This is a genomic window from Sphingomonas sp. TDK1, from assembly GCF_001650735.1.
In the GTDB taxonomy this organism is placed as follows: domain Bacteria; phylum Pseudomonadota; class Alphaproteobacteria; order Sphingomonadales; family Sphingomonadaceae; genus Sphingomonas.
Genome location: NZ_LXVY01000004.1, coordinates 53290 through 71829, shown reverse-complemented (window position 1 = coordinate 71829; position 18540 = coordinate 53290). Strand labels below are relative to the sequence as shown.

At 66.7% G+C, this 18540-nt stretch carries 14 protein-coding genes; 6 read left to right on the top strand and 8 right to left on the bottom strand.

What is annotated here, in order from left to right:
• Nucleotides 1-262: 262 nt before the first annotated feature.
• Nucleotides 263-1144 carry an AraC family transcriptional regulator gene (locus tag A7X12_RS03915; RefSeq protein ID WP_064310342.1) on the bottom strand — a complete coding sequence of 294 codons (882 nt, stop codon included), beginning with the start codon at nt 1142-1144 and terminating at the stop codon, nt 263-265.
• Nucleotides 1145-1284: 140 nt separating this feature from the next.
• Between A7X12_RS03915 and A7X12_RS03910 the strand changes: the two genes are divergently transcribed.
• Nucleotides 1285-2847, top strand: a complete 1563-nt coding sequence (locus A7X12_RS03910) for an amidase (protein ID WP_064310341.1) — start codon at nt 1285-1287, stop codon at nt 2845-2847.
• Between the two features lie 130 nt (nt 2848-2977).
• Here the strand turns inward: A7X12_RS03910 and gpmA are convergent, their stop codons facing one another.
• Nucleotides 2978-3664 (bottom strand): 2,3-diphosphoglycerate-dependent phosphoglycerate mutase, encoded by a 687-nt coding sequence (gpmA, locus tag A7X12_RS03905; RefSeq protein ID WP_064310340.1) that lies wholly within the window; start codon nt 3662-3664, stop codon nt 2978-2980.
• Between the two features lie 76 nt (nt 3665-3740).
• Between gpmA and A7X12_RS03900 the strand changes: the two genes are divergently transcribed.
• From A7X12_RS03900 to A7X12_RS03890, 3 genes are all read left to right on the top strand, one after another.
• Complete coding sequence (locus A7X12_RS03900) at nt 3741-4466, top strand: dienelactone hydrolase family protein (protein ID WP_064310339.1); 726 nt, start codon at nt 3741-3743, stop codon at nt 4464-4466.
• A 1-nt stretch (nt 4467) separates the two neighbouring features.
• Complete coding sequence (locus tag A7X12_RS03895) at nt 4468-5571, top strand: FUSC family protein (RefSeq protein ID WP_064310338.1); 1104 nt, start codon at nt 4468-4470, stop codon at nt 5569-5571.
• A gap of 134 nt (nt 5572-5705) precedes the next feature.
• Nucleotides 5706-8222 (top strand): TonB-dependent receptor, encoded by a 2517-nt coding sequence (locus tag A7X12_RS03890; RefSeq protein WP_064310337.1) that lies wholly within the window; start codon nt 5706-5708, stop codon nt 8220-8222.
• 109 nt (nt 8223-8331) lie between these two features.
• Here A7X12_RS03890 and A7X12_RS03885 read toward each other — a convergent pair whose 3' ends face one another.
• The 6 genes from A7X12_RS03885 to A7X12_RS03860 all read right to left on the bottom strand — a co-directional run bounded on the left by A7X12_RS03885 (nt 8332) and on the right by A7X12_RS03860 (nt 16747).
• A complete protein-coding gene (locus A7X12_RS03885) occupies nt 8332-9135 on the bottom strand; it encodes a LytR/AlgR family response regulator transcription factor (protein ID WP_064310336.1) in 804 nt (267 codons plus the stop codon).
• On the bottom strand, nt 9132-10271 hold the full coding sequence (locus A7X12_RS03880; protein ID WP_198161874.1) for a sensor histidine kinase: 1140 nt from the start codon (nt 10269-10271) through the stop codon (nt 9132-9134). The genes A7X12_RS03885 and A7X12_RS03880 overlap by 4 nt, the downstream gene beginning before the upstream one ends.
• A 91-nt stretch (nt 10272-10362) precedes the next feature.
• Complete coding sequence (locus tag A7X12_RS03875) at nt 10363-13668, bottom strand: TonB-dependent receptor (protein WP_232318350.1); 3306 nt, start codon at nt 13666-13668, stop codon at nt 10363-10365.
• A 151-nt stretch (nt 13669-13819) separates the two neighbouring features.
• Complete coding sequence (ligA, locus tag A7X12_RS03870; protein WP_064310334.1) at nt 13820-15946, bottom strand: NAD-dependent DNA ligase LigA; 2127 nt, start codon at nt 15944-15946, stop codon at nt 13820-13822.
• Between the two features lie 31 nt (nt 15947-15977).
• Nucleotides 15978-16490, bottom strand: a complete 513-nt coding sequence (locus A7X12_RS03865; RefSeq protein WP_064310333.1) for a hypothetical protein — start codon at nt 16488-16490, stop codon at nt 15978-15980.
• Nucleotides 16487-16747, bottom strand: coding sequence for a helix-turn-helix transcriptional regulator (locus A7X12_RS03860; protein WP_064310332.1), 261 nt, complete (start codon nt 16745-16747; stop codon nt 16487-16489). Before A7X12_RS03860 ends, A7X12_RS03865 begins: the two co-directional genes overlap by 4 nt.
• Before the next feature lie 110 nt (nt 16748-16857).
• On the opposite strand from A7X12_RS03860, the gene A7X12_RS03855 reads away from it, so the two are divergent.
• Both A7X12_RS03855 and A7X12_RS03850 read left to right on the top strand, forming a co-directional pair.
• A complete protein-coding gene (locus tag A7X12_RS03855; protein ID WP_064310331.1) occupies nt 16858-18024 on the top strand; it encodes an MBL fold metallo-hydrolase in 1167 nt (388 codons plus the stop codon).
• Nucleotides 18025-18075: 51 nt separating this feature from the next.
• Nucleotides 18076-18531 (top strand): hypothetical protein, encoded by a 456-nt coding sequence (locus A7X12_RS03850; RefSeq protein WP_064310330.1) that lies wholly within the window; start codon nt 18076-18078, stop codon nt 18529-18531.
• Nucleotides 18532-18540 lie beyond the last annotated feature (9 nt).

Sequence of the window (18540 nt, the reverse complement as noted above, 5' to 3'; positions counted from 1 at the left end):
GCCCCTTGGTGCGACCACTACAGATTGTGCCAATCCGAGTCCGGGCACAAGAGCCCAAATGAAGCTGGAATGCAACGGCTCATCGCTGAATTGACTCGACTCGTGGCGCATCCCGAGCGGGGAAAAAGCCGCGACGCGCGGTCGTCCCTTGCCTTCCAAAAAGGCAAGGGAACGAACGCGGAACTGCAAATAAATTTTGGGGGATGAATCACCGCTGCCACCACCGCTGGTGGGCGCGGCGGCGCGCGCTGCACCATGGGCGCTATTTCAGCGGCAGGTAGAGCTCGGTGACCGACTCATGCTCGGGCACGTCGGGAAAGAAGGCGACGCGCCGGGCGAAGAGCGGGAAGTCGCCGGGCTCCTCGCCGCTTTCCGGCAGCCATGCGCGGTAGAGGAACAGGGCGGCGGGTTCGAGATCGTCGGCATGACCCACCACCCGCAGCATCGCGCAGCGGCCGGCGGGGATCAGGCCGGGTTCGATGCCATGCACAGGGTCCGCCATCGGGTGCGCCGCGCCGGCGCACAGGTCGAGGCGATAGTCCTCGGGCGGCGTGGTGCGCGGATCGGTGTGGAAGATGGTGTAGGTGGCGCTCGCCGGCGGACGGTGGCCGGTCGTCTTGCGCCAGGCGATGAAGCGGCGGATCGTGTCGCCGAGATGGGCGGGGTCGCCCCGGTGCGTGAGGAAGGCCACCGGGGTAGCGGGGAAGTCGAGCGTCGTCACGTCGTCGAGGGCAAAGCGGGTCTGCATCGTCTGGCTCCTTGCTTGGGTGAGCGGCGCGAGGGCCGCGTGCCAGGGGTGCCAGTCCGGCGCCGCGCGAAACTGCGAGGGCGCCTGTCCGAAGCGCTGTCGAAAGGCCCGGGCGAACGCCTCGGGCGCTTCGTAGCCGGCGTCGAGCGCGATATCGGTCACGGCCTCGCCTGGCCGATAGGCGAGGCGATAGGACGCCCGCTTCATCCGCACGAGCTGGACGTAGCGATGCACCGACACGCCGAACAGCGCGCTGAACTGGCGGTGGAAATGATGCTTCGAAAACGCCGCGACACCCGCCAGCGTCGCCAGGTCGAGATCCTCCTCGGCATGCGTGTCGACATGGTCGAGCACGCGCTGCATCCGGGCGTGATAGCGGGCGAGCGGCGTCTGCATCTTTTCCTCCGTGGCGCCGCCTTCCTACGCGGCGGGGATTCGGGCCGCCCGACCGATCTTGCCCATTGTCCGTTGGGGCAGGATTGCGCTCGGTCCGGCACAGGCTAGGCTGCCCGCGAACCAGACAAAAGGGGGATGCGATGCGGGCTTCGGGTGTGGCGATGGTGGCGCTGGCCGCGGCGAGCCCGGCGGTGGCGCAGGTTCGGGTGGAGGAAGTGCCGGCGACGAAGATCGCCGCCGACCTCGCGTCGGGCAAGACCAGCAGCGCGGCGGTGACCGCCGCCTATCTCGCGCGCATCGCGGCGATGGACCGGAAAGGCCCGACGCTGCGCGCCGTGATCGCTGTGAGCCCCGATGCGCTCGCCCAGGCGCGTGCCAGCGATGCGCGGCGCAAGGCGGGCAAGGCGCTGGGGCCGCTCGACGGCGTGCCGGTGCTGATCAAGGACAATATCGAGACGAAGGAACTGCCGACCACCGCCGGCAGCCTCGCGCTCAAGGAGAACCGCACCGGCCGTGACGCCCCGCTGGTGGCACGGCTCCGCGCGGCGGGCGCGGTGATCGTCGGCAAGACCAACCTCAGCGAATGGGCGAACATCCGTTCCGATCATTCGATGAGCGGCTGGAGCGCGGTCGGCGGGCTGGTGCGCAATCCCTATGCGCTGGATCGCACGGCGTGCGGCTCGTCTAGCGGCTCGGGCGCGGCGGCGGCGGCGAGTCTGGCGGCGGTGGCAGTGGGGACCGAGACTGACGGCTCGGTGGTATGTCCCTCGGCGATGAACGGACTGGTCGGCCTCAAGCCGACCTTGGGGCTGGTCAGCCGTAGCCGTGTCGTGCCGATCAGCCACAGCCAGGATACGCCGGGGCCGATGGGGCGCAGCGTGGCCGATGTCGCGCTGCTCTTTTCGGCGATGGTCGGCGAGGATCCCGCCGATCCGGCGACCAAGGGCGCCAATGCGTATCGCAAGGAGTACGCAGCAGGCCTCGCTGCCGATGCGCTGAAGGGCATGCGGATCGGCTATTGGCGGCCGGAGATGGCCGACGATCTCGCCGCCCGCTTCGACAAGGCGCTGGACGAGCTGCGCGCGGCGGGCGCGACGCTGGTCGAGGTAACGATGCCCAAGCTGGATGGGCTGGGCGAGGCCGAGGGGCTGGTACTCTACACCGAGCTCAAGGCCGATCTCGCTGCCTATCTGGCCACCACGCCGGCGGCAGTGAAGGTCCGCACGCTGGCCGATGTGATTGCCTTCAACAAGGCGCATGCGGGCGAGGAGATGGTGTTCTTCGGCCAGGAGACCTTCCTGAAGGCCGAGGCGACCAAGGGGCTCGACGATCCCGACTACAAGGCGGCGCGCGCCAAGTCGCAGCGTCTGGCGGGGCCGGAGGGGATCGATGCGATGCTCAAGGCGGCGGGCGCGGAGATACTGGTGACGCCCACCTATGGCACACCCTGGCTGAGCGATCCGGCGCATGGCGACCAGTTCGTGGGGCCCTCGGCGAGCGAGCTGCCGGCGGTGTCGGGCTATCCGCACCTCACCGTGCCGATGGGGCTGGTGAACGGGCTGCCGGCGGGGCTGTCGTTCCTCGGCACGGCCCATGCGGACGGGCTGCTGCTGCGTGCGGGCTATGCGTACGAGCAGGCGAGCAAGGCGCGGGTGGTGCCGCAGTACCGCGCGACGATCCCGGCGGACCTGGGGCCGCGGTGATACCCAAACTAAGCCCCTACTCCTGGGAGGAGGGGTTGGGGTGGAGGGATTCCAGAACGTGCGTTGGTCTCGGTGAGACACTGCCCCACCCCAACCCCTCCCCTGAAGGGGAGGGGCTATTTCGCCACTCTTACCGCTCGCTCAGATAATAGCGCTCGATTTCCTTCAGGTCCCCATCCAGCTGATACACGATCGGCTGGCCGGTCGGGATTTCCAGGCTGACGATCTCGTCGTCCGGGATGCCCGACAAATGCTTGACCAGCGCGCGCAGCGAGTTGCCGTGGGCGGCGATCAGCACGCGCTTGCCCGCCTTGAGCTCGGGGGCGATCCGCTGCTCCCAATAGGGCAGTACGCGGGCGATCGTGTCCTTCAGGCTCTCGGTCTGCGGGATCGGGATGCCGGCATAGCGTGGGTCCTTGGTCAGGTCCCAGGGCGAGCCTGCCTCGGGGAGCGGCGGCGGCACGTCGAAGCTGCGGCGCCAGATCTTGACCTGGGCGTCGCCGTGCTTGGCCGCGGTCTCCGCCTTGTCGAGCCCGGTCAGGCCGCCATAATGGCGCTCGTTGAGGCGCCAGTCCTTCTCTTCCGGCAGCCACAGCCGGTCCATCGCCTCCAGCGCCAGGTGCAGCGTCTTGATCGCGCGGCTCTGGAAGCTGGTGAAGCACTGGTCGAAGTCGAGGCCCTTCTCCTTCATCAGCGTGCCGGCGGCGGTCGCCTCGCGCGCGCCCTGCTCGGTCAGGTCGACGTCCCACCAGCCGGTGAAGCGGTTCTCCAGGTTCCAGGCCGACTGGCCGTGGCGGATCAGGACGAGGGTGGGCATGGGCGTTCTCCTTGTAACTGCGCGTCGCCGTCCTTAGCGAAAGGGCCGACAGGGACAAGCGCAGGAGACGATACGCATGGCATTGGTTCGGCAGACGCTGGTCTATGACGGCCCCGGCGGTCCGTTCGAGGGCGTGGCGGCATGGGACGATGCGGTTTCGGGCAAGCGCCCGGCGGTGCTGGTGCTGCCCAACATCCTCGGCCAGAAGGAAGAGGACAATGTGAAGGCCGATGCGCTGGCGGCGCTCGGCTATGTCGCGCTGGTCGCGGACGTGTACGGGCAGGGCAAGCGCACGACGCTCGGCGATCCGGAGATGGGCCGCTACATGGCCGAGCTGAACGCCGATCGCGGACTGCTCCGCGCCCGGCTGGAAGCATCGCTGGAAGCGCTCGCCAGCCTAGCACAGGCGGACGGCGCCCGCATGGCGGCGATCGGCTTCTGCTTCGGCGGCAAGTGCGTGCTGGACATGGCGCGCGCCGGGCTGCCGATCCTCGGCGGCGTCTCGTTCCACGGCGTCTATGATCGGCCCGACTATGCCAATGTGTCCCCGATCACCGCGAAGCTGCTGGTCTGCCATGGCTGGGAAGACCCGATCGCCCCGCCCGAGGCGACGGTCGCGCTGGCGCAGGAGCTGACCGACGCCGGTGCCGATTGGCAGCTCCACGCCTATGGCCATGCCGGCCATGCCTTCACCGATGTCAGCCGCAAGGGCGGCGACAACCCCAAGGTCGCCTTCGAGCCCAGGGCGGACCGTCGCAGCTGGCAGGCGATGACCACTTTCCTCACCGAGCTGTTCGGGTGAGATGAATCATCTCGCGGCCAGCTGGAACGCCCTGATCGCGCGGATCAGCCCGCGCGCCGTCGATGTCGGCGAGTGCGTGGTCTCCGTGCTGCTGGCGATCCTGGTGGCGCATGCGATCGGCGGCGACAACGTCGCCTGGGCGGCGTTCGCCGGCTATATGGTCATGCGCGGCCATGCCAGCGAAACGGTGCTCCGCGGCCTGCTGCGGATCGTCGGCACCGTCGCGGGCGGGCTGCTCGCGCTGGGACTGGCGCCGCTCGTCACGACCAGCTGGATGGGCAGCGCCATCGCGATGATGGCGGTGGGCACGCTGAGCCTCTATCGCGCGCTCACGGCACGCCGCGCCTATGCCTGGCTGTTCTTCGGCCTCACCTTCGCGATGGTACTGCTGGACAAGATCGAGGCCCCGACGATCGCGCTGGATCAGTTCGTCCTTACCCGAATCCTGGAGACCGTGGCAGGCACGCTCGCCTGCGCAACCGTCAGCATCGTCTCGACGCTGACCTTGCGACGGCGCTGGCCGGCGCCGCCCACACCGCCGCCCGTGATCGCCTTCTGGCACCCTGCCGCGTTTCGGCACGCCTTGCAGGCGGGGATCGCGCTGGCGCTGCTGATCGGTGTTGCGCATGCGTTCGCGCTTCCGGCGCTGGCGCAAAGCGCTGTGGGCGTGATGGCGGTGATGCTGGTGCCTGTCCATGGCCTCGGCGCGAGCGGTCTGGTGCCGGTCAGCGTGCGGCTGGCGCAGCGGTTCGTCGGCTGTCTGGCCGGCGCGGCGATGTCGGCGGTGTGCCTGCTGCTCGCGCAGGGACATGCGCCGGTGCTGATCGCGGGCACCGCGATAGGCGTGGCGATCGGGCGCACGATCGAGAACGGGCCCCACAGCTATCGCTATGTCGGTACCCAGTTCACGCTTGCCGTGCTCGTGATGCTGGTACCGGACAGCTATGCCGATGGCGATGTGCTGCCGGGCGTCGAGCGGCTGATCGCGGTACTGATCGGCATGGCCGTGCTGGAGCCGGTGCTGCTGGCCGGCCATTGGCTCGGCCCCCGCCATGCCCCGGTCGCGCGGAGCCGGCAGGGGCTGGACGAGCCCGGCGGCGTCTGAACGGCTGCGCCTAACCCGTCGAAGCAAAAAGGCAACGTCACGCCAGTTTTATCGAAACGCCTCCGAACTGAAACATCGCGTCCCTAGCGGCCCCTCATCTCCTTACCGCACCATCAGACCTGGGGGGTCGCAGAATGAAGTTCCACCATGCTCTCCGCGCGACGGTTTCCGTCGCCGCCTTCCTCACGGTCGCCGCCGCGATGCCCGTACAGGCACAGGAAAGCAGCACCATCGCCGCTGCCGACGACAATGCCGGCGGCAGCGACACGGATACCGCCGGCAACATCGTCGTCACCGCCAAGACGACGCGTTCGGCCACGGCGCTGTCCTCCGAGGAAATCCAGAAGATCCTGCCGGGCGTCTCGCCGCTCAAGGCGATCCAGACGCTGCCCGGCGTGCTCTACATCACGGCCGATCCGTGGGGGAACAATGAGCAGAACGCTCAGATCTTCATCCACGGCTTCAATTTCCAGCAGCTCGGCTACACGATGGACGGGGTGCCCCTGGGCGACCAGAGCTACGGCAACTATAACGGCCTGTCGCCGCAGCGCGCGGTGATCTCGGAGAATGTCGGCCGCGTGGTGGTGACCACCGGCGCGGGCGATCTCGGCACCGCCTCCACCAGCAACCTCGGCGGTACGGTCGAGACCTTCTCGGCCGATCCGGCCAAGGCGCTGGGCGGCACGATCAACCAGACGGTGGGCAGCTACGGCACCTCGCGCACCTATCTGCGGCTCGACAGCGGCGCGTTCGGCCCGGGCGGCGAGAACAGCGCCTATGTGTCCGGCGTCCGCCAGCGCGCCCGCGCCTGGGACTTCAACGGCATCCAGGGCGGCTGGCAGGCCAACGCCAAGTTCGTCCATGACAATGCCGCGGGCAAGCTGACCGTCTTCTTCGACTATTCGGACAAGACCGAGCCGAACGAGGACGCGACCAGCTTCTTCAAGCCCTCCCCGGGCAAGACCGCGAGTCCCGCGCAGCTCTACACGCCGGGCACGCGTCCCTTCTATTATCCCGATCTCGCCGGCATGCGTGCCTATATGGACGCCTTCGGCAACACGCCGTCGACGCAGGGCGGCAACTATCGCAACTATTATTCGGATGCCCAGCGCACCGACTATCTGACCTATGCGCGCTACGACGCCAAGCTGGGCGACCGGATCACCTGGTCCAACACCGGCTATTACCACCATAACGACGGCGTCGGCGTCGTCGCCGGGCCGCTCGGCCAGTCGATCACGGTGATCCAGGCCTATCTCGATCCCAACTACGCCACCGGCCCCAAATACGGGACGAACGCCAATGCCTCGGCGGCGCTGGTCGCGGCGACCGGCGGCTCGGGTCTGGTGACCCGCACGACGGAATATCGCATCGATCGCGAAGGCGGCATCTCCAACCTCGACCTCGATCTCGGCGCGCACCAGATCCAGCTCGGCGCCTGGTTCGAGCACAACAGCGCCACCCAGTGGCGCCGCTGGTACGGCTTCGACGTCAACAACCCGAACGCCAGCACGCCCTATATCCGCCCGTCCAACCCGCTGTTCACCCAGTATCAGGGCGAGGCGCGCGTCAACGTGCTGCAGCTCCATGTGCAGGACGCGTGGAAGGTCAACGAGAAGCTGCGCGTCGAGGCCGGCGTCAAGACCAGCGCCCAATGGGCGAACGGCTGGTTCCCGGTGCAGCCCAAGGCGGGCTCGCTCTCGGGCCTGACCGGCAATCTGCCGAGCGGCCGGATCAACACCAAGAACTGGTTCCTGCCCTCGGTCGGCGCGACCTATGACCTCAACGGCCATGAGCAGCTCTACTTCAACGTCCAGAAGAACCTGCACCAGTATATGGCCTATCTGGGCGGCGGTTCGCTGTCGCCCTGGTTCACCGGCAGCCAGTCGGCGTTCAACAGCTTCGCCCAGCAGGGCAAGCCGGAGACCAGCTGGACCTACGAAGCCGGCGCGCGCACGCATCGCAGCTTCGACGGGATCCTGAGCGGGCTCGACGCGCAGGTGAACTATTATCACGTCACCTTCAGCAACCGATTGCTGGCGATCAGCACCAATCCGGGCGGCATTGCCGGCGGCGCGATCGCGGGCGGCACCTCGATCCTGGTAAACGTTGGCAGCGTGCACACCGACGGTGTCGACGCCGCCTTCACCCTGCACTTCGGCCGCATGCTGTCGCTCTACAATGCGACGTCGTACAACAGCTCGACCTACCAGAGCGACTACAGCTCCACCGCGACCGGCATCGGCGCGGCGGTGCCGGGGTGCGTCGGCGGCGGCGTGGTGGCCGGCGGCGTCGTGCCGACCTGCGGCAAGCAGGTGCCGGGCTCGCCGAAATGGATGAACAAGTCGGTCGCGACGCTGTCGCTCGGCGCGTTCGAGGCGCAGGTGACCGGCGACTATGTCGGCCGCCGCTATGCGACCTATGCCAACGACACCAGCGTGAAGTCCTACTTCCTCACCTCGCTGCGCGTCGCCGCCAAGCTGCCGTCGGAACTGGTGCGGCTGAAGAAGGCGGAGCTCAGCCTCAACGTCACCAACCTGGCGGACGTGGGCGGCTGGTCGACCATCTCGGTGGGCTCGGCGACCAACAGCTATTCGGTCTATCCGATCGCACCGCGCCAATTTTTCGTGACGCTCTCGGCCGGGTTCTGACCGCCTTCCGCGCAACCCCGCTTGCCGATGGCGGCGGGGGGGCTGCGGGCATGAAAAAGGCCTCGTCCGATCGGGCGAGGCCTTTTTCGTCGGTTCCGGCGAGCCGTCCTCAGTGGACGAAGCGCGCCACCACGTCGCGATAGGAGCGCGAGACCTTCACCTGCGCGCCCGAATCGAGCACCAGGAAGCACTCGCCATTGGTGTGCGGCTTCACCTGGCGCACGAGATCCAGATTGACGATCGTCGAGCGGTGCACGCGCTGGAAGCGGCGCGGATCGAGCCGCTTCTCCAGATCCTTCATCGTCTCGCGCAGGATCAGCGTGTTGTCGCCGGTATAGATGCACATATAGTCGCCGGCCGCGTCGATCCGCTCGATCGTGTCGACGTCGACGCGGAAGATCTGGCCGCGATCCTTGATGTTGATCAGCTTCTCGAAGCGGTTGGAGGCCGGCTCGGTGCCGTCGCCGGTGGCGATGTCGTCCACCGCATCCGGCGCCACTTCGGCGAGCACTTCCTTCAGCTTCTCCACTTCCTCCACGCCGCGCTTTTCGGCGAGGCGCTGGCGGACGCGGTCGAGCGTGTCGGCCAGCCGCGAAGGCTCCACCGGCTTCATCAGATAGTCCACCGCCTGTGCCTCGAAGGCACGGATGGCGTGGTCGGAATAGGCGGTGACGAAGACGAACAGCGGCGGTTCGACTTCCATCAGGCCCTGGATCACCGAGAACCCGTCGAACCCAGGCATCTGGATGTCGAGGAAGACGAGGTCCGGCTTGTGCGTCTTGATCGATCGGATGGCTTCGCGGCCATTGGAGCATTTGTCGATGATTTCGACATCCTCATGCTCCTGGAGCCGGAGCTCGAGTCCCTGAATCGCCAGGGATTCGTCGTCTACGAGGATGGTACGGATGGTCATGCGGCCTCTCGGTTCGGTTCCTCAAGCTGGAACGGTATTTCGATCTCAACGCTGAAACCTTCCCCGGGTTTCGTTCGCGTCTCGAAACGATGGTCAGGCCCGAAGGCCTGTGCCAACCGCTCCCGGATATTGGCGAGCCCCACGCCAGTCGAAAGCGTCGGCCTGGGACGCGCTTCGATCAATCCCGGACCCGTATCGGACACGGCGATCTGCACCCTATCGCCGGTGAGCCGAGCCGAAACGATGATGTCGGCGCCATCCTCCTGCGTGCTGACGGCATATTTGATCGCGTTTTCGACCAGGGGCTGGAGCAGCAGCGACGGCAGCCGGCCCTTGGCGACGCGCGGATCGAGATCGAAATGCATCCGCAGCCGCTCGTCGAAACGCATCTTCTCGATCTCGAGATAGAGCTTCAGCGTCTCGATCTCCTGCGCCAGCGTGACGTGCGCGGTCGGCTCGTTGGCCAGCGTGTAGCGCAGGAAGGAGGAGAGGCGGGACAGCATGATGTTGGCCCGTTCGGTCTGCTTCAGCAGTACCAGCGTCGAGATCGAGTTGAGCGTGTTGAACAGGAAATGCGGGTTCAGCTGGTAGCGCAGCATCGCCAGCTGGGCGCTGGACGCCTGGTTCTCCAGGATCTGCATCTGGTCGATCTGCTGCTCGACGATCAGGTAGAAATTGATCCCGAAATAGAGCGCCGACCAGCCCGCCAGCACCGTGAAGGTAAGGAAGCTGTAGCCGATCACCCGGGCGAAGGTGATGCCCGGCTCGGCCGCGGTGAAGGAGTAGGTGAAGGCTTCCAGCACCGCATAGACCAGCGTCGCCGCACCCAGCGTCGCCAGGGTCAGCAGCACCGCCGGGATGCGCGGCAGGCGGCGATAGAAGCCGTAGAGCGCCGAGAGCAGCAGCGTCAGGCAATAGCCGACGATCGCCTCGATGATCGCCTTGATCAGTCCTTCGACCGAAAAACCGTTCGAGATCGACGATACGGAGCGCAGCAGCAGATAGCCGCTCCAGCCGGTCGCCTGGAGAATCCAGAAGGCCCGCCCCTTGTCTTCGAAAAAGGGACGCGAAAACAGATCCGGCTTGGACAGGCCGAAGGTCCTGGCGCGCGTCTGCGGAAGGGAAGTCTTTGCCACGCTGCGCCTGTACCATCGTGATGGCGAGGGGGCAAAAAAAATGCCGGGTGCGTGTGGCGCACCCGGCATTCCGAAAGGTTGATCGTGCCGCTTAGAAGCTGAAGCGGGCGCCGACGCGGATCGCGTAGAGCGACGAACCGTTCGCGGTGATCAGGTCGTCGGCAAGGTTCTGCGACGACGTCGGCTGCGAGTAGAGATACTGGCCGCACGGATTGGTGCCGTTCGCCACGCAGGCCACCCGCACTACCGACTTGTAGTAGGGGAAGGCGGTACGGAGCTGCTGGCCCCAGCGCGGGTTGATCAGGTTCGTGAAGTTCTCGATGTCGGCGAACACCGAAACGCGCGAACCGAGGAACGCCGGGACTTCCTGCTCGATGTGCAGGTCGACCTTGGTGAACCACTTCGAACGAAAGCCGTTACGCGGCGCGATCTGGCCGCGATAGTTCTTCAGCCCGCTCGAGGCGATCAGCGATTCCACTGCCGTCTGCGTCGCCTGGTCGGCATAGATGACGCGGGTGTCGTTCACCTGCGGCACGTAGAACAGGTAGCGGTTGTTGTTGCCGACGGTGCCGAACACGTTGCCCGGCTGGCCGCGGCCATTGGCTTCCTGGAAGGTGTAGCTGAACGGCGAGCCGCTGCGGGTTTCGCCGAACAGGTCGATCCGGGTCTTGTAGTCGCCGAAGAACGCGTGGTCGAACGACACGTTGTACTTGAACGCGCTGCGGACCTCATCGTTCGAGTGGCCATAGCCGCCGAAGTTCGGATCGAAATAGGCGCCGTTGTTGTAGATCGACGAGGCGATCGACGAGGTCAGGCCGCCGGCATCCTTCACCCACTGGTAGGTGTAGCTGCCGCCCACGGTCAGGCCGAAGTCGAAGTTCTTCTGGAAGTGCACCACGCCGATCAGGCTGCGGCCCTTGTCGGTGTTGGTGAGCAGATAGTCGCCGTTGGTGTCGGTCGGATTCGCGGTGATGATGCTCGCATAGCGCGGGCGGCCATCCGGGGTGGTCGTGCCGTTCTGGCGCGAACGGATGTCGGTCACGATCACCTGGTTGCGAACCTTCGAGTACAGGCCGTCGACGCCGAAGTTCCAGCCTTCGCCCAGTGCACCCAGCGGGCCGTCATAGTTGACGGAAAGCGTGGCGCGCAGCTGCGACGGGAGCTTGAAGTTCGGATCCAGCGCGTTGAGCGTGGTCAGCGTGTTGGGGTTCGAGGTCAGGCCGGCCGCCGCGGTCTGCAGCGCGGTGTTCGCCGCCGCCGGGATGGCGTTGATGTTGACGTTCTGCAGGATCGACTGCGCGGCCGGATTGGTGATGTTGTTCAGCTGGTAGATGCCGCCATCGGTCTGACGCGCCGAAATCGAGGTGTTGAGCACGCCCGTGTTCGAGAACGAGTTGCCGATATAGACGTCCGGCGAACCACCGCCGAAGATCGCCACGCCGCCGCGGACGGAGACGTGGTTGATCGGCGTGTAGTCGAAGCCGAAGCGCGGCTGCAGCAGGCCGCGGCCGCTGACGAAGCTGCTGTTCGAGAAGCCGTAGCGGTTCGAGAAGACCGGGTTGGCCGCCGGGCGCGTATGCCCGCCGAACAGATCGTAACGCACGCCCAGCGTCAGGTTCAGGTCGGGCGTCGCTGCCCAGTTGTCCTGCACGCCGAAGGTGTAGGTGTCGTACGAGAACTTGGCCGCCGCATCGTTCGGGTTCAGGCTGCCGGCGTTGTTGTAGCTGAACGACTGGGCGTTGCGGTTCGCGAAGTCGAGCAGCGAGTCGAAATAATAGGTGCCCGCCGACGGGTTCACGAAGAGGTTGTAGTTCTTCGTGTGCTGATATTCGGCCAGCATGCGGAAGGTGTGCGAACCGGCACGCAGGCGGCCGAGGAACGAACCGCCCCAGGTTTCGACCTTCAGGATGTTCGACTGGCTGGGACCGCCGGGGCCGATGATGACCTGCGGGGTGTTGGCCGGGCAAACCGTGCTGGCGTTGGTGGTGACGCTGGTGCCGTTGTTGCTGCGATCCGAAACCGGCGCGGTGCAGATGCTGAACTGCGCGGCGCGGCCCATCAGCGGGAACTGGCCGCTGTTGTACTTCTTGTAGAGCGCGCGGATTTCGGTGGAGAACTGGCTGCTCCACTCCGAGTTCAGCTGCGCGACACCGGCATAGGTCTCGTTCGGCTTGGTGTAGGCGTTCGACTCCAGGCCCAGCGAGGTGGTGCTGGTGGTCGTCGGGACGATCAGCTCGTCCTTGGTGTAGATGCCGGTCAGCGCCAGGCGCTGGGTGTCCGAGATGTTGGCGTCGATCTTGGCGACGACGCGGTCGTCCTTGTCGCCATTGTTCCGGAGGATGCCGCCGGCGTTGTAGCCGTAGAGCCTCTGTGCGCCGTCCTGGATGAGCTTGACGACGCTCGAGGTCAGGCCGGGGACCGGGCTGCCGGCGTTGTCGTCGGCGGGGCCGTAGGTGACCGGGAGGCCGGCACGGACGCGCTCGGCGGCGACCATGAAGAACAGCTTGTCCTTGATGATCGGGCCCGACAGCTCGGCGCCGAAGTCCTTCGAGGTGAAGTTCGGCTGCACGATGCGGCCGCTGGTGTTCTTGATGTACGGCTTGGTGCGGTGGCCGGTCAGGTCATCGCTGTTGTAGCTGTAGAAGCCGGTGCCGTGGAACTCGTTGGTGCCCGACTTCAGGATCGCGTTGACCACGCCGCCCTGGAAGAAGCCTTCGCGGATGTCGTACGGGGCGACCTTGACTTCGAACTGGCCGATGGCGTCGAGCGGCACGGGGCCGCGGCGCGACGGCAGCGCGTCCGGGTTGAGGCCGAAGCTGTCCGTGATCGGCACGCCGTCGATGGTGAAGCGATTGAAGCGCGGGTTCTGGCCGGCGAACGACACCTGGCGGCCGTTCGACGAGCTGGTGTCGAGCGTGGCGAAGGGGTCGCGGCGCATCAGGTCGCGGATGTCGCGGTTGACCGAGGCGACCTTCGAGATGTCTTCGGCGGTCAGGGTGGTCGTCGGGCCGGTGGCACGCGAACCTGCGCCGCTCACCGAGCGGGCGGTCACGACGAGCTCAGCACCGCCGCTGGCGTCGGCAACTTCGACCGGCAGCTCGAACGGCTGACCGGCGAGGGTGAATATGTCGGTGACAGTCTTGCTACCCGAACCACTCGTCACTTCAACGGTGTAGGGGCCGCCGGTGCGCAGACCCGAGAAGGTGAAGTTGCCCTGCGAGTCGGCCTTGCTCTGCGAACGCGTACCCGACGGGACGTGCGTGGCGACCAGCGTCGCATCGGCGACGGGGGCGCCGTTGGCGGTCACGGTGCCGCGGATGGTCGAGGTGGTTTCCTGTGCGTGTGCGGCAACCGGAAGAACCAGCGCGGCCGCAGCCACGCCTGCAAGAAAGTGCATTCGCATCGAGAGTTCCCTTTTTTAGCCTGTGGCTACCAGTCGTGGCACTTTTCGCGCCATCTGTCTGGCTGCCCCCTGCTTGGCTTTGATTGCGGAATTGTGACAGTCAATCCTTGCGTAACGTTCCACTATGGTGCGTTGCAAAAAGGCATCACTCGGAAGCGCTTACAATTGCCAGCCAATCGCTCTCGGTGATGACCCGGATTTCCAGATCCGCTGCTTTTTTTAACTTTGAGCCCGCCCCCGGGCCGGCAATGACCAAGTCCGTCTTCGCCGATACCGAGCCGGCGACGCGCGCGCCAAGGCGCTCTGCCTGGGCCTTGGCCTCGTCACGGCTGAGCGCCTCCAGTGTGCCGGTGAACACCAGCGTCTTGCCCGTGACCTCCGAGGCGCGTGATTCCACGACGAAAGGCGGCGGCGATACTTCTCGCAGAAGGTCCTGCCAGACGGCGCGGTTATGCGGTTCGTGGAAGAAGTCTGCCAATGCATGGCCAACAGCGGCACCGACATTCTCTACGCCGATACGTTCCGCGATCGCCTTGTCGAGCCTTGTGCTATGCTTGGCTTCGGTTTCGCCGAGCTGGGGCAGGGTGGCATCGCGCAGGGCGATCAGCTCGTCGGCGAGTGCTTCCAGCGCAGGCAGGGTGACATAGCGCTTGAGCAGATCGCGCGCGGTGATCGCCCCGATATGGCGGATGCCGAGGCCAAACAGGAGCCTTGCCGCGTCGGGCGCGCGTTTCGCCTCAATCGCGGCAAGCAGCCCGTCGACCGACTTTTCCTGCCAGCCTTCGCGGCCGAGCAGGTCGTCCCGGTAACGGGTGAGGCGGAAGATATCGGCAGGTTCGGCGATCCAGCCCAGGTCGAGCAGCTCGATCAGCGTCTTCTCGCCCAGCCCGTCGATATCGAGCCCACCCCGGCTGACGAAATGCTTCAGCCGCTCGAGTCGCTGCGCCGGGCAGATCAGCCCACCGGTGCAGCGGACGTCGACTTCGCCTTCCTCGGCAACGGCCTCGGACTGGCAGATCGGGCAATGGGTGGGGAAATGCCAGTCGGCGCGCGGTTCGTCGCGCGTCAGGTTCTCGACGATCTGCGGGATCACGTCGCCGGCGCGCTGGAGCACCACGCGGTCGCCGGGGCGGACGCCGAGGCGGGCGATCTCGTCGGCATTGTGGAGCGTCGCGTTGCTGACGACGACGCCGCCCACCGTCACCGGCTCGAGCCGGGCGACCGGCGTCAGCTTGCCAGTACGGCCAACCTGAATGTCGATTGCCTGGAGCGTGGTCTGCGCGCGCTCGGCCGGAAACTTATGTGCAAGGCCCCAGCGCGGGGCGCGGCCGACATATCCCAGCCGCTCCTGCCAATCGAGCCGGTCGACCTTGTAGACCACGCCGTCGATATCGAACGGCAGGTCGGCGCGGCGTGTCTCGATCGCGCGATACTGGGCGAGCGCGTCCTCGAGCGTGGGCGCGCGGACGAACAGGTCGGAGACCGGGAACCCCCAGGCGCGGATACGGTCGATCGCTTCATATTGCTTGTCGGCGAGCGGTTCGCTCAGCTCGCCCCAGCCCCAGGCGAGGAAGCGCAGCGGCCGCGTCGCGGTGACGGCGGCATCTTTCTGGCGCAGCGAGCCGGCAGCGGCGTTGCGCGGATTGGCGAACTGGCGCGCTTCCTTGCCGGTCTCCTCGGCTTCGAGCAGCAGCCGCGCGTTGAGCGCCGCAAAGTCAGCCTTGGCCATATAGACTTCGCCGCGCACCTCGCAGACCGGCGGCGCGCCTTCGATGCGATGAGGGATGTCGGCAATGGTGCGGACATTGGGGGTCACGTCCTCGCCGATCCGGCCGTCGCCGCGGGTGAGGGCCTGCACCAGCACGCCGTCCTCGTAGCGCAGCGAGCAGGAGAGGCCGTCGATCTTGGGCTCGGCGGTGAGTTCGACGGGCGCATCGTCGGCCAGCTTGAGGAAGCGGCGCACGCGGCCGAGGAAATCGGCGACGTCCTCGTCGGCAAAGCCGTTGTCGAGGCTGAACATCTGCCGCGCATGCGCTACCTTGGCGAGCGGGCCCGACGGCGTGGCCCCCACCTGGCGGGACGGCGAATCGGCGCGGACGAGGTCGGGGAAGGCGGCTTCGAGTTCGGCGTTGCGGCGGACGAGTGCGTCGAAGTCCGCGTCGCTGATCTCCGGCGCGTCTGCATCGTGATAGCGGCGGTTGTGGTGCGCGATCTCCGTGGCGAGGCGTTTGAGCTCGGCGGCGGCGTCTTCGGGCGTAAGGGGCAGCGTCATGCCCGCAGCTAGGGGAAGGGGGCCTGCGCGATCAAGCCTCCTCCTCGGCCGCGTCGAGCGGGCGCGTCGCCCAGCTGGCGTAGAGCGTGGGGACGGCGCCATAGAGGGGCATCAGGAAGAAGGTGCAGCCCATCGCCCGGAAGCTCATGTCCGACGCCGACCAGTTGCTTAGCGCGGCGGCTGCGGTGATGCCGCAGAACAGCGCCAGTCCTGCGAAGCCCATGGCGGCGAAGCCGACGAGGAAAGCGCGACGGCGCAGATCGCGGTCCCACTCGTCGACATTTTCCGTGGTGCCCCAGGGCTTCAGCGGGCCGAATAGCGGGCAAAAGGTGGCGATCACGAAGCTGCATGTCAGCAGGGCGTGCCCGAGATACGCCGGCCGCGCCGTCGAAAGGAACTCGATCCCAAGCTCGGGTATCGCCAGCGCCAGCGCTACCACTGGCGTCCAGCGCAGCAGGCGGCGGCGCGGTGCGCCTTCGGCAAGCGCGGGGATGCCGGTGCGGCGGGAAAGGTCGTCCAGCGTTGCAATAAAGCGATTGGTCATGCCTCTCTCTCCTGAGCGTGGATTCCGGCGCGCTGCAGCGCGTCAGCCACGGGTTCGAAGGGTTCGAAGGAAAAAATCAGCTCCACCGGCACGCCGAAAACCCGAGCGATGCGCATCGCAAGTTCGAGGCTGGGCTTGTAGTCGCCACGTTCGAGGTAGCCGATCGTCTGCGGGTTGACCTCCACTGCCTCGGCAAGCGCGCGGCGGCTCAGGCCGCCTTCGGCACGAAACAGTGCAATACGATTGTGAATGACCATGGAACTATCGGCCCTACAGTTCGATTCGTTGTGTATATACAACAAGTCTTCGGGTCAATGCACCGGTAGACAGTCTTGATCTGCGGCAACGCGATTGCGAGAGGGACGGTATGGCAAAGGCAAGGACGTTCGCGCGCTGGTTGATCGCCGCATTGCTCTGGATCGTGGTAGCGCTCTGCTTGTTCCTCACGCTCGTTCCGCCCTTCCTCGACCGCATCTATTATCGCGGCGTCGAGACCGGGCATTTCGACGGGCAGCGCTTCGCGAATCCCGATGGCGAGACGGCGCCCGCCCCGGCGCTCGCTTTCGTGTTCCTCGCGCACCGGGTCGCCAGCGCCACACAGCAGCCGCTATGGCCGACCAGCATTGCCGTGGCCCGGGGCCGCCCCCCGGCGCGCGTGGGCGGGCAAACGATGAAGGTCACCTGGATCGGCCATGCCAGCGTGCTGATCCAGACTCAGGGGCTCAACATTCTCACCGATCCGGTATGGAGCGACGTGGCGGGGCCGTTCGGCATCGGGCCGAAGCGGGTAGCTGCGCCTGGTGTGCGGCTGGTCGACCTGCCCAAGATCGACCTGATCGTCGTCAGTCACAACCATTATGACCATCTCGACCTCGCGACGTTGAAGAGAATTTGGCAGCGCGACCGGCCGGTGATCGTCACCGGCCTGGGCAACGACAGCGTGATCGGCCAGGCGGGCGTGCCGGCGCGGGGACTCGACTGGGGGCAGCGGCTGGTGTTGCGGCCCGGCATCAGTGTCGTCGTGACCCGCAACCATCACTGGAGCAGCCGCTGGTTCGCCGATCGCAATCGCGCCTTGTGGTCCAGCTTCGTGGTGACGCTGCCCGGGGGCAATCTGTTCTTCGCGGGCGACACCGGCTGGGGTGACGGGAAGTGGCCCGCCGAAGCCGCCGCGCTGGGGCCAGTGCGGTTCGCCGCGATCCCGATCGGCGCCTTCCGCTTCAAGCCCGGCCAGATGGCGGCGGATGCGCATATCGGCCCGCGCGACGCGATTCGGGTCTGGGAGGGGCTGGGTCGGCCCTGGGCACTGCCGATCCATTGGGGCACCTTCCGGCTTTCCTGGGAATCCTATCGCACCCCGCCCGACATGCTGGCGGCGATGCTGCGCTGTGGCGGGACCGACTCCGGCCGCTTCACGGATCACGCCATCGGGCAGAGCTTCGACATACCGGCGATCGGTACACCGCCCGTATCGCCGAGCGACGCCGGAATCGCGCGCTGCCGCGCGGAGGGGCGGTTCGACCAGTTCCGCTAAGCTTGAGACGCTTCGCAACCGTTCCTAAGAGAAGGGCGGGGACGGGGACGCATGTACGACAAGAACGGCGCAGGGCGCCACTACGCAACGAGCGCGGCGGGCATCGGCAAGGCGCTGGTCGCCGGAAGCGGGCTTAGCGGCCTGCTGATCCTCCTGCTGCTGATCGCGGCGGGGCAGCGTGCACCGATGGCACTGCTGGCCGGCTGGGCCATCGGGACGCTGCTCGCCGGCATCGCGCTCGCGGCAGTAGGCGGCCCGATCTGGTTGCTGCTGCACGCGATCGAGTTGCGCCGCGGCCGCTACGCCGCGGCAGTGACGGGGCTGCTTGGGCTCGGCCTGTTCGTCGGCGCGCAAAACGGCGGCGGCATGTTCAGCCTGGCACCGATCGATACGCGCAGCTGGCTGCTGGGGCTGGCGTTCAAGCTCGCCCAGGCCGCGGCGGTGACGCTGCTCGCGGGCGGGATCGGCCTGGCGATGTGGCGCATCGCCTACCGCCCAACACCCTGATCGCCCAAG

What these genes read in the sequence shown, in the direction of transcription:
- A7X12_RS03850 (WP_064310330.1), top strand. Translation starts at nt 18,076, where the DNA reads ATGTACGACAAGAACGGCGCAGGGCGCCACTACGCAACGAGCGCGGCG.
- A7X12_RS03855 (WP_064310331.1), top strand. Translation starts at nt 16,858, where the DNA reads ATGGCAAAGGCAAGGACGTTCGCGCGCTGGTTGATCGCCGCATTGCTC.
- A7X12_RS03895 (WP_064310338.1), top strand. Translation starts at nt 4,468, where the DNA reads ATGAATCATCTCGCGGCCAGCTGGAACGCCCTGATCGCGCGGATCAGC.
- A7X12_RS03900 (WP_064310339.1), top strand. Translation starts at nt 3,741, where the DNA reads ATGGCATTGGTTCGGCAGACGCTGGTCTATGACGGCCCCGGCGGTCCG.
- A7X12_RS03860 (WP_064310332.1), bottom strand. Translation starts at nt 16,747, where the DNA reads ATGGTCATTCACAATCGTATTGCACTGTTTCGTGCCGAAGGCGGCCTG.
- A7X12_RS03915 (WP_064310342.1), bottom strand. Translation starts at nt 1,144, where the DNA reads ATGCAGACGCCGCTCGCCCGCTATCACGCCCGGATGCAGCGCGTGCTC.
- A7X12_RS03890 (WP_064310337.1), top strand. Translation starts at nt 5,706, where the DNA reads ATGAAGTTCCACCATGCTCTCCGCGCGACGGTTTCCGTCGCCGCCTTC.
- A7X12_RS03865 (WP_064310333.1), bottom strand. Translation starts at nt 16,490, where the DNA reads ATGACCAATCGCTTTATTGCAACGCTGGACGACCTTTCCCGCCGCACC.
- gpmA (WP_064310340.1), bottom strand. Translation starts at nt 3,664, where the DNA reads ATGCCCACCCTCGTCCTGATCCGCCACGGCCAGTCGGCCTGGAACCTG.
- A7X12_RS03885 (WP_064310336.1), bottom strand. Translation starts at nt 9,135, where the DNA reads ATGACCATCCGTACCATCCTCGTAGACGACGAATCCCTGGCGATTCAG.
- ligA (WP_064310334.1), bottom strand. Translation starts at nt 15,946, where the DNA reads ATGACGCTGCCCCTTACGCCCGAAGACGCCGCCGCCGAGCTCAAACGC.
- A7X12_RS03875 (WP_232318350.1), bottom strand. Translation starts at nt 13,668, where the DNA reads ATGCACTTTCTTGCAGGCGTGGCTGCGGCCGCGCTGGTTCTTCCGGTT.
- A7X12_RS03910 (WP_064310341.1), top strand. Translation starts at nt 1,285, where the DNA reads ATGCGGGCTTCGGGTGTGGCGATGGTGGCGCTGGCCGCGGCGAGCCCG.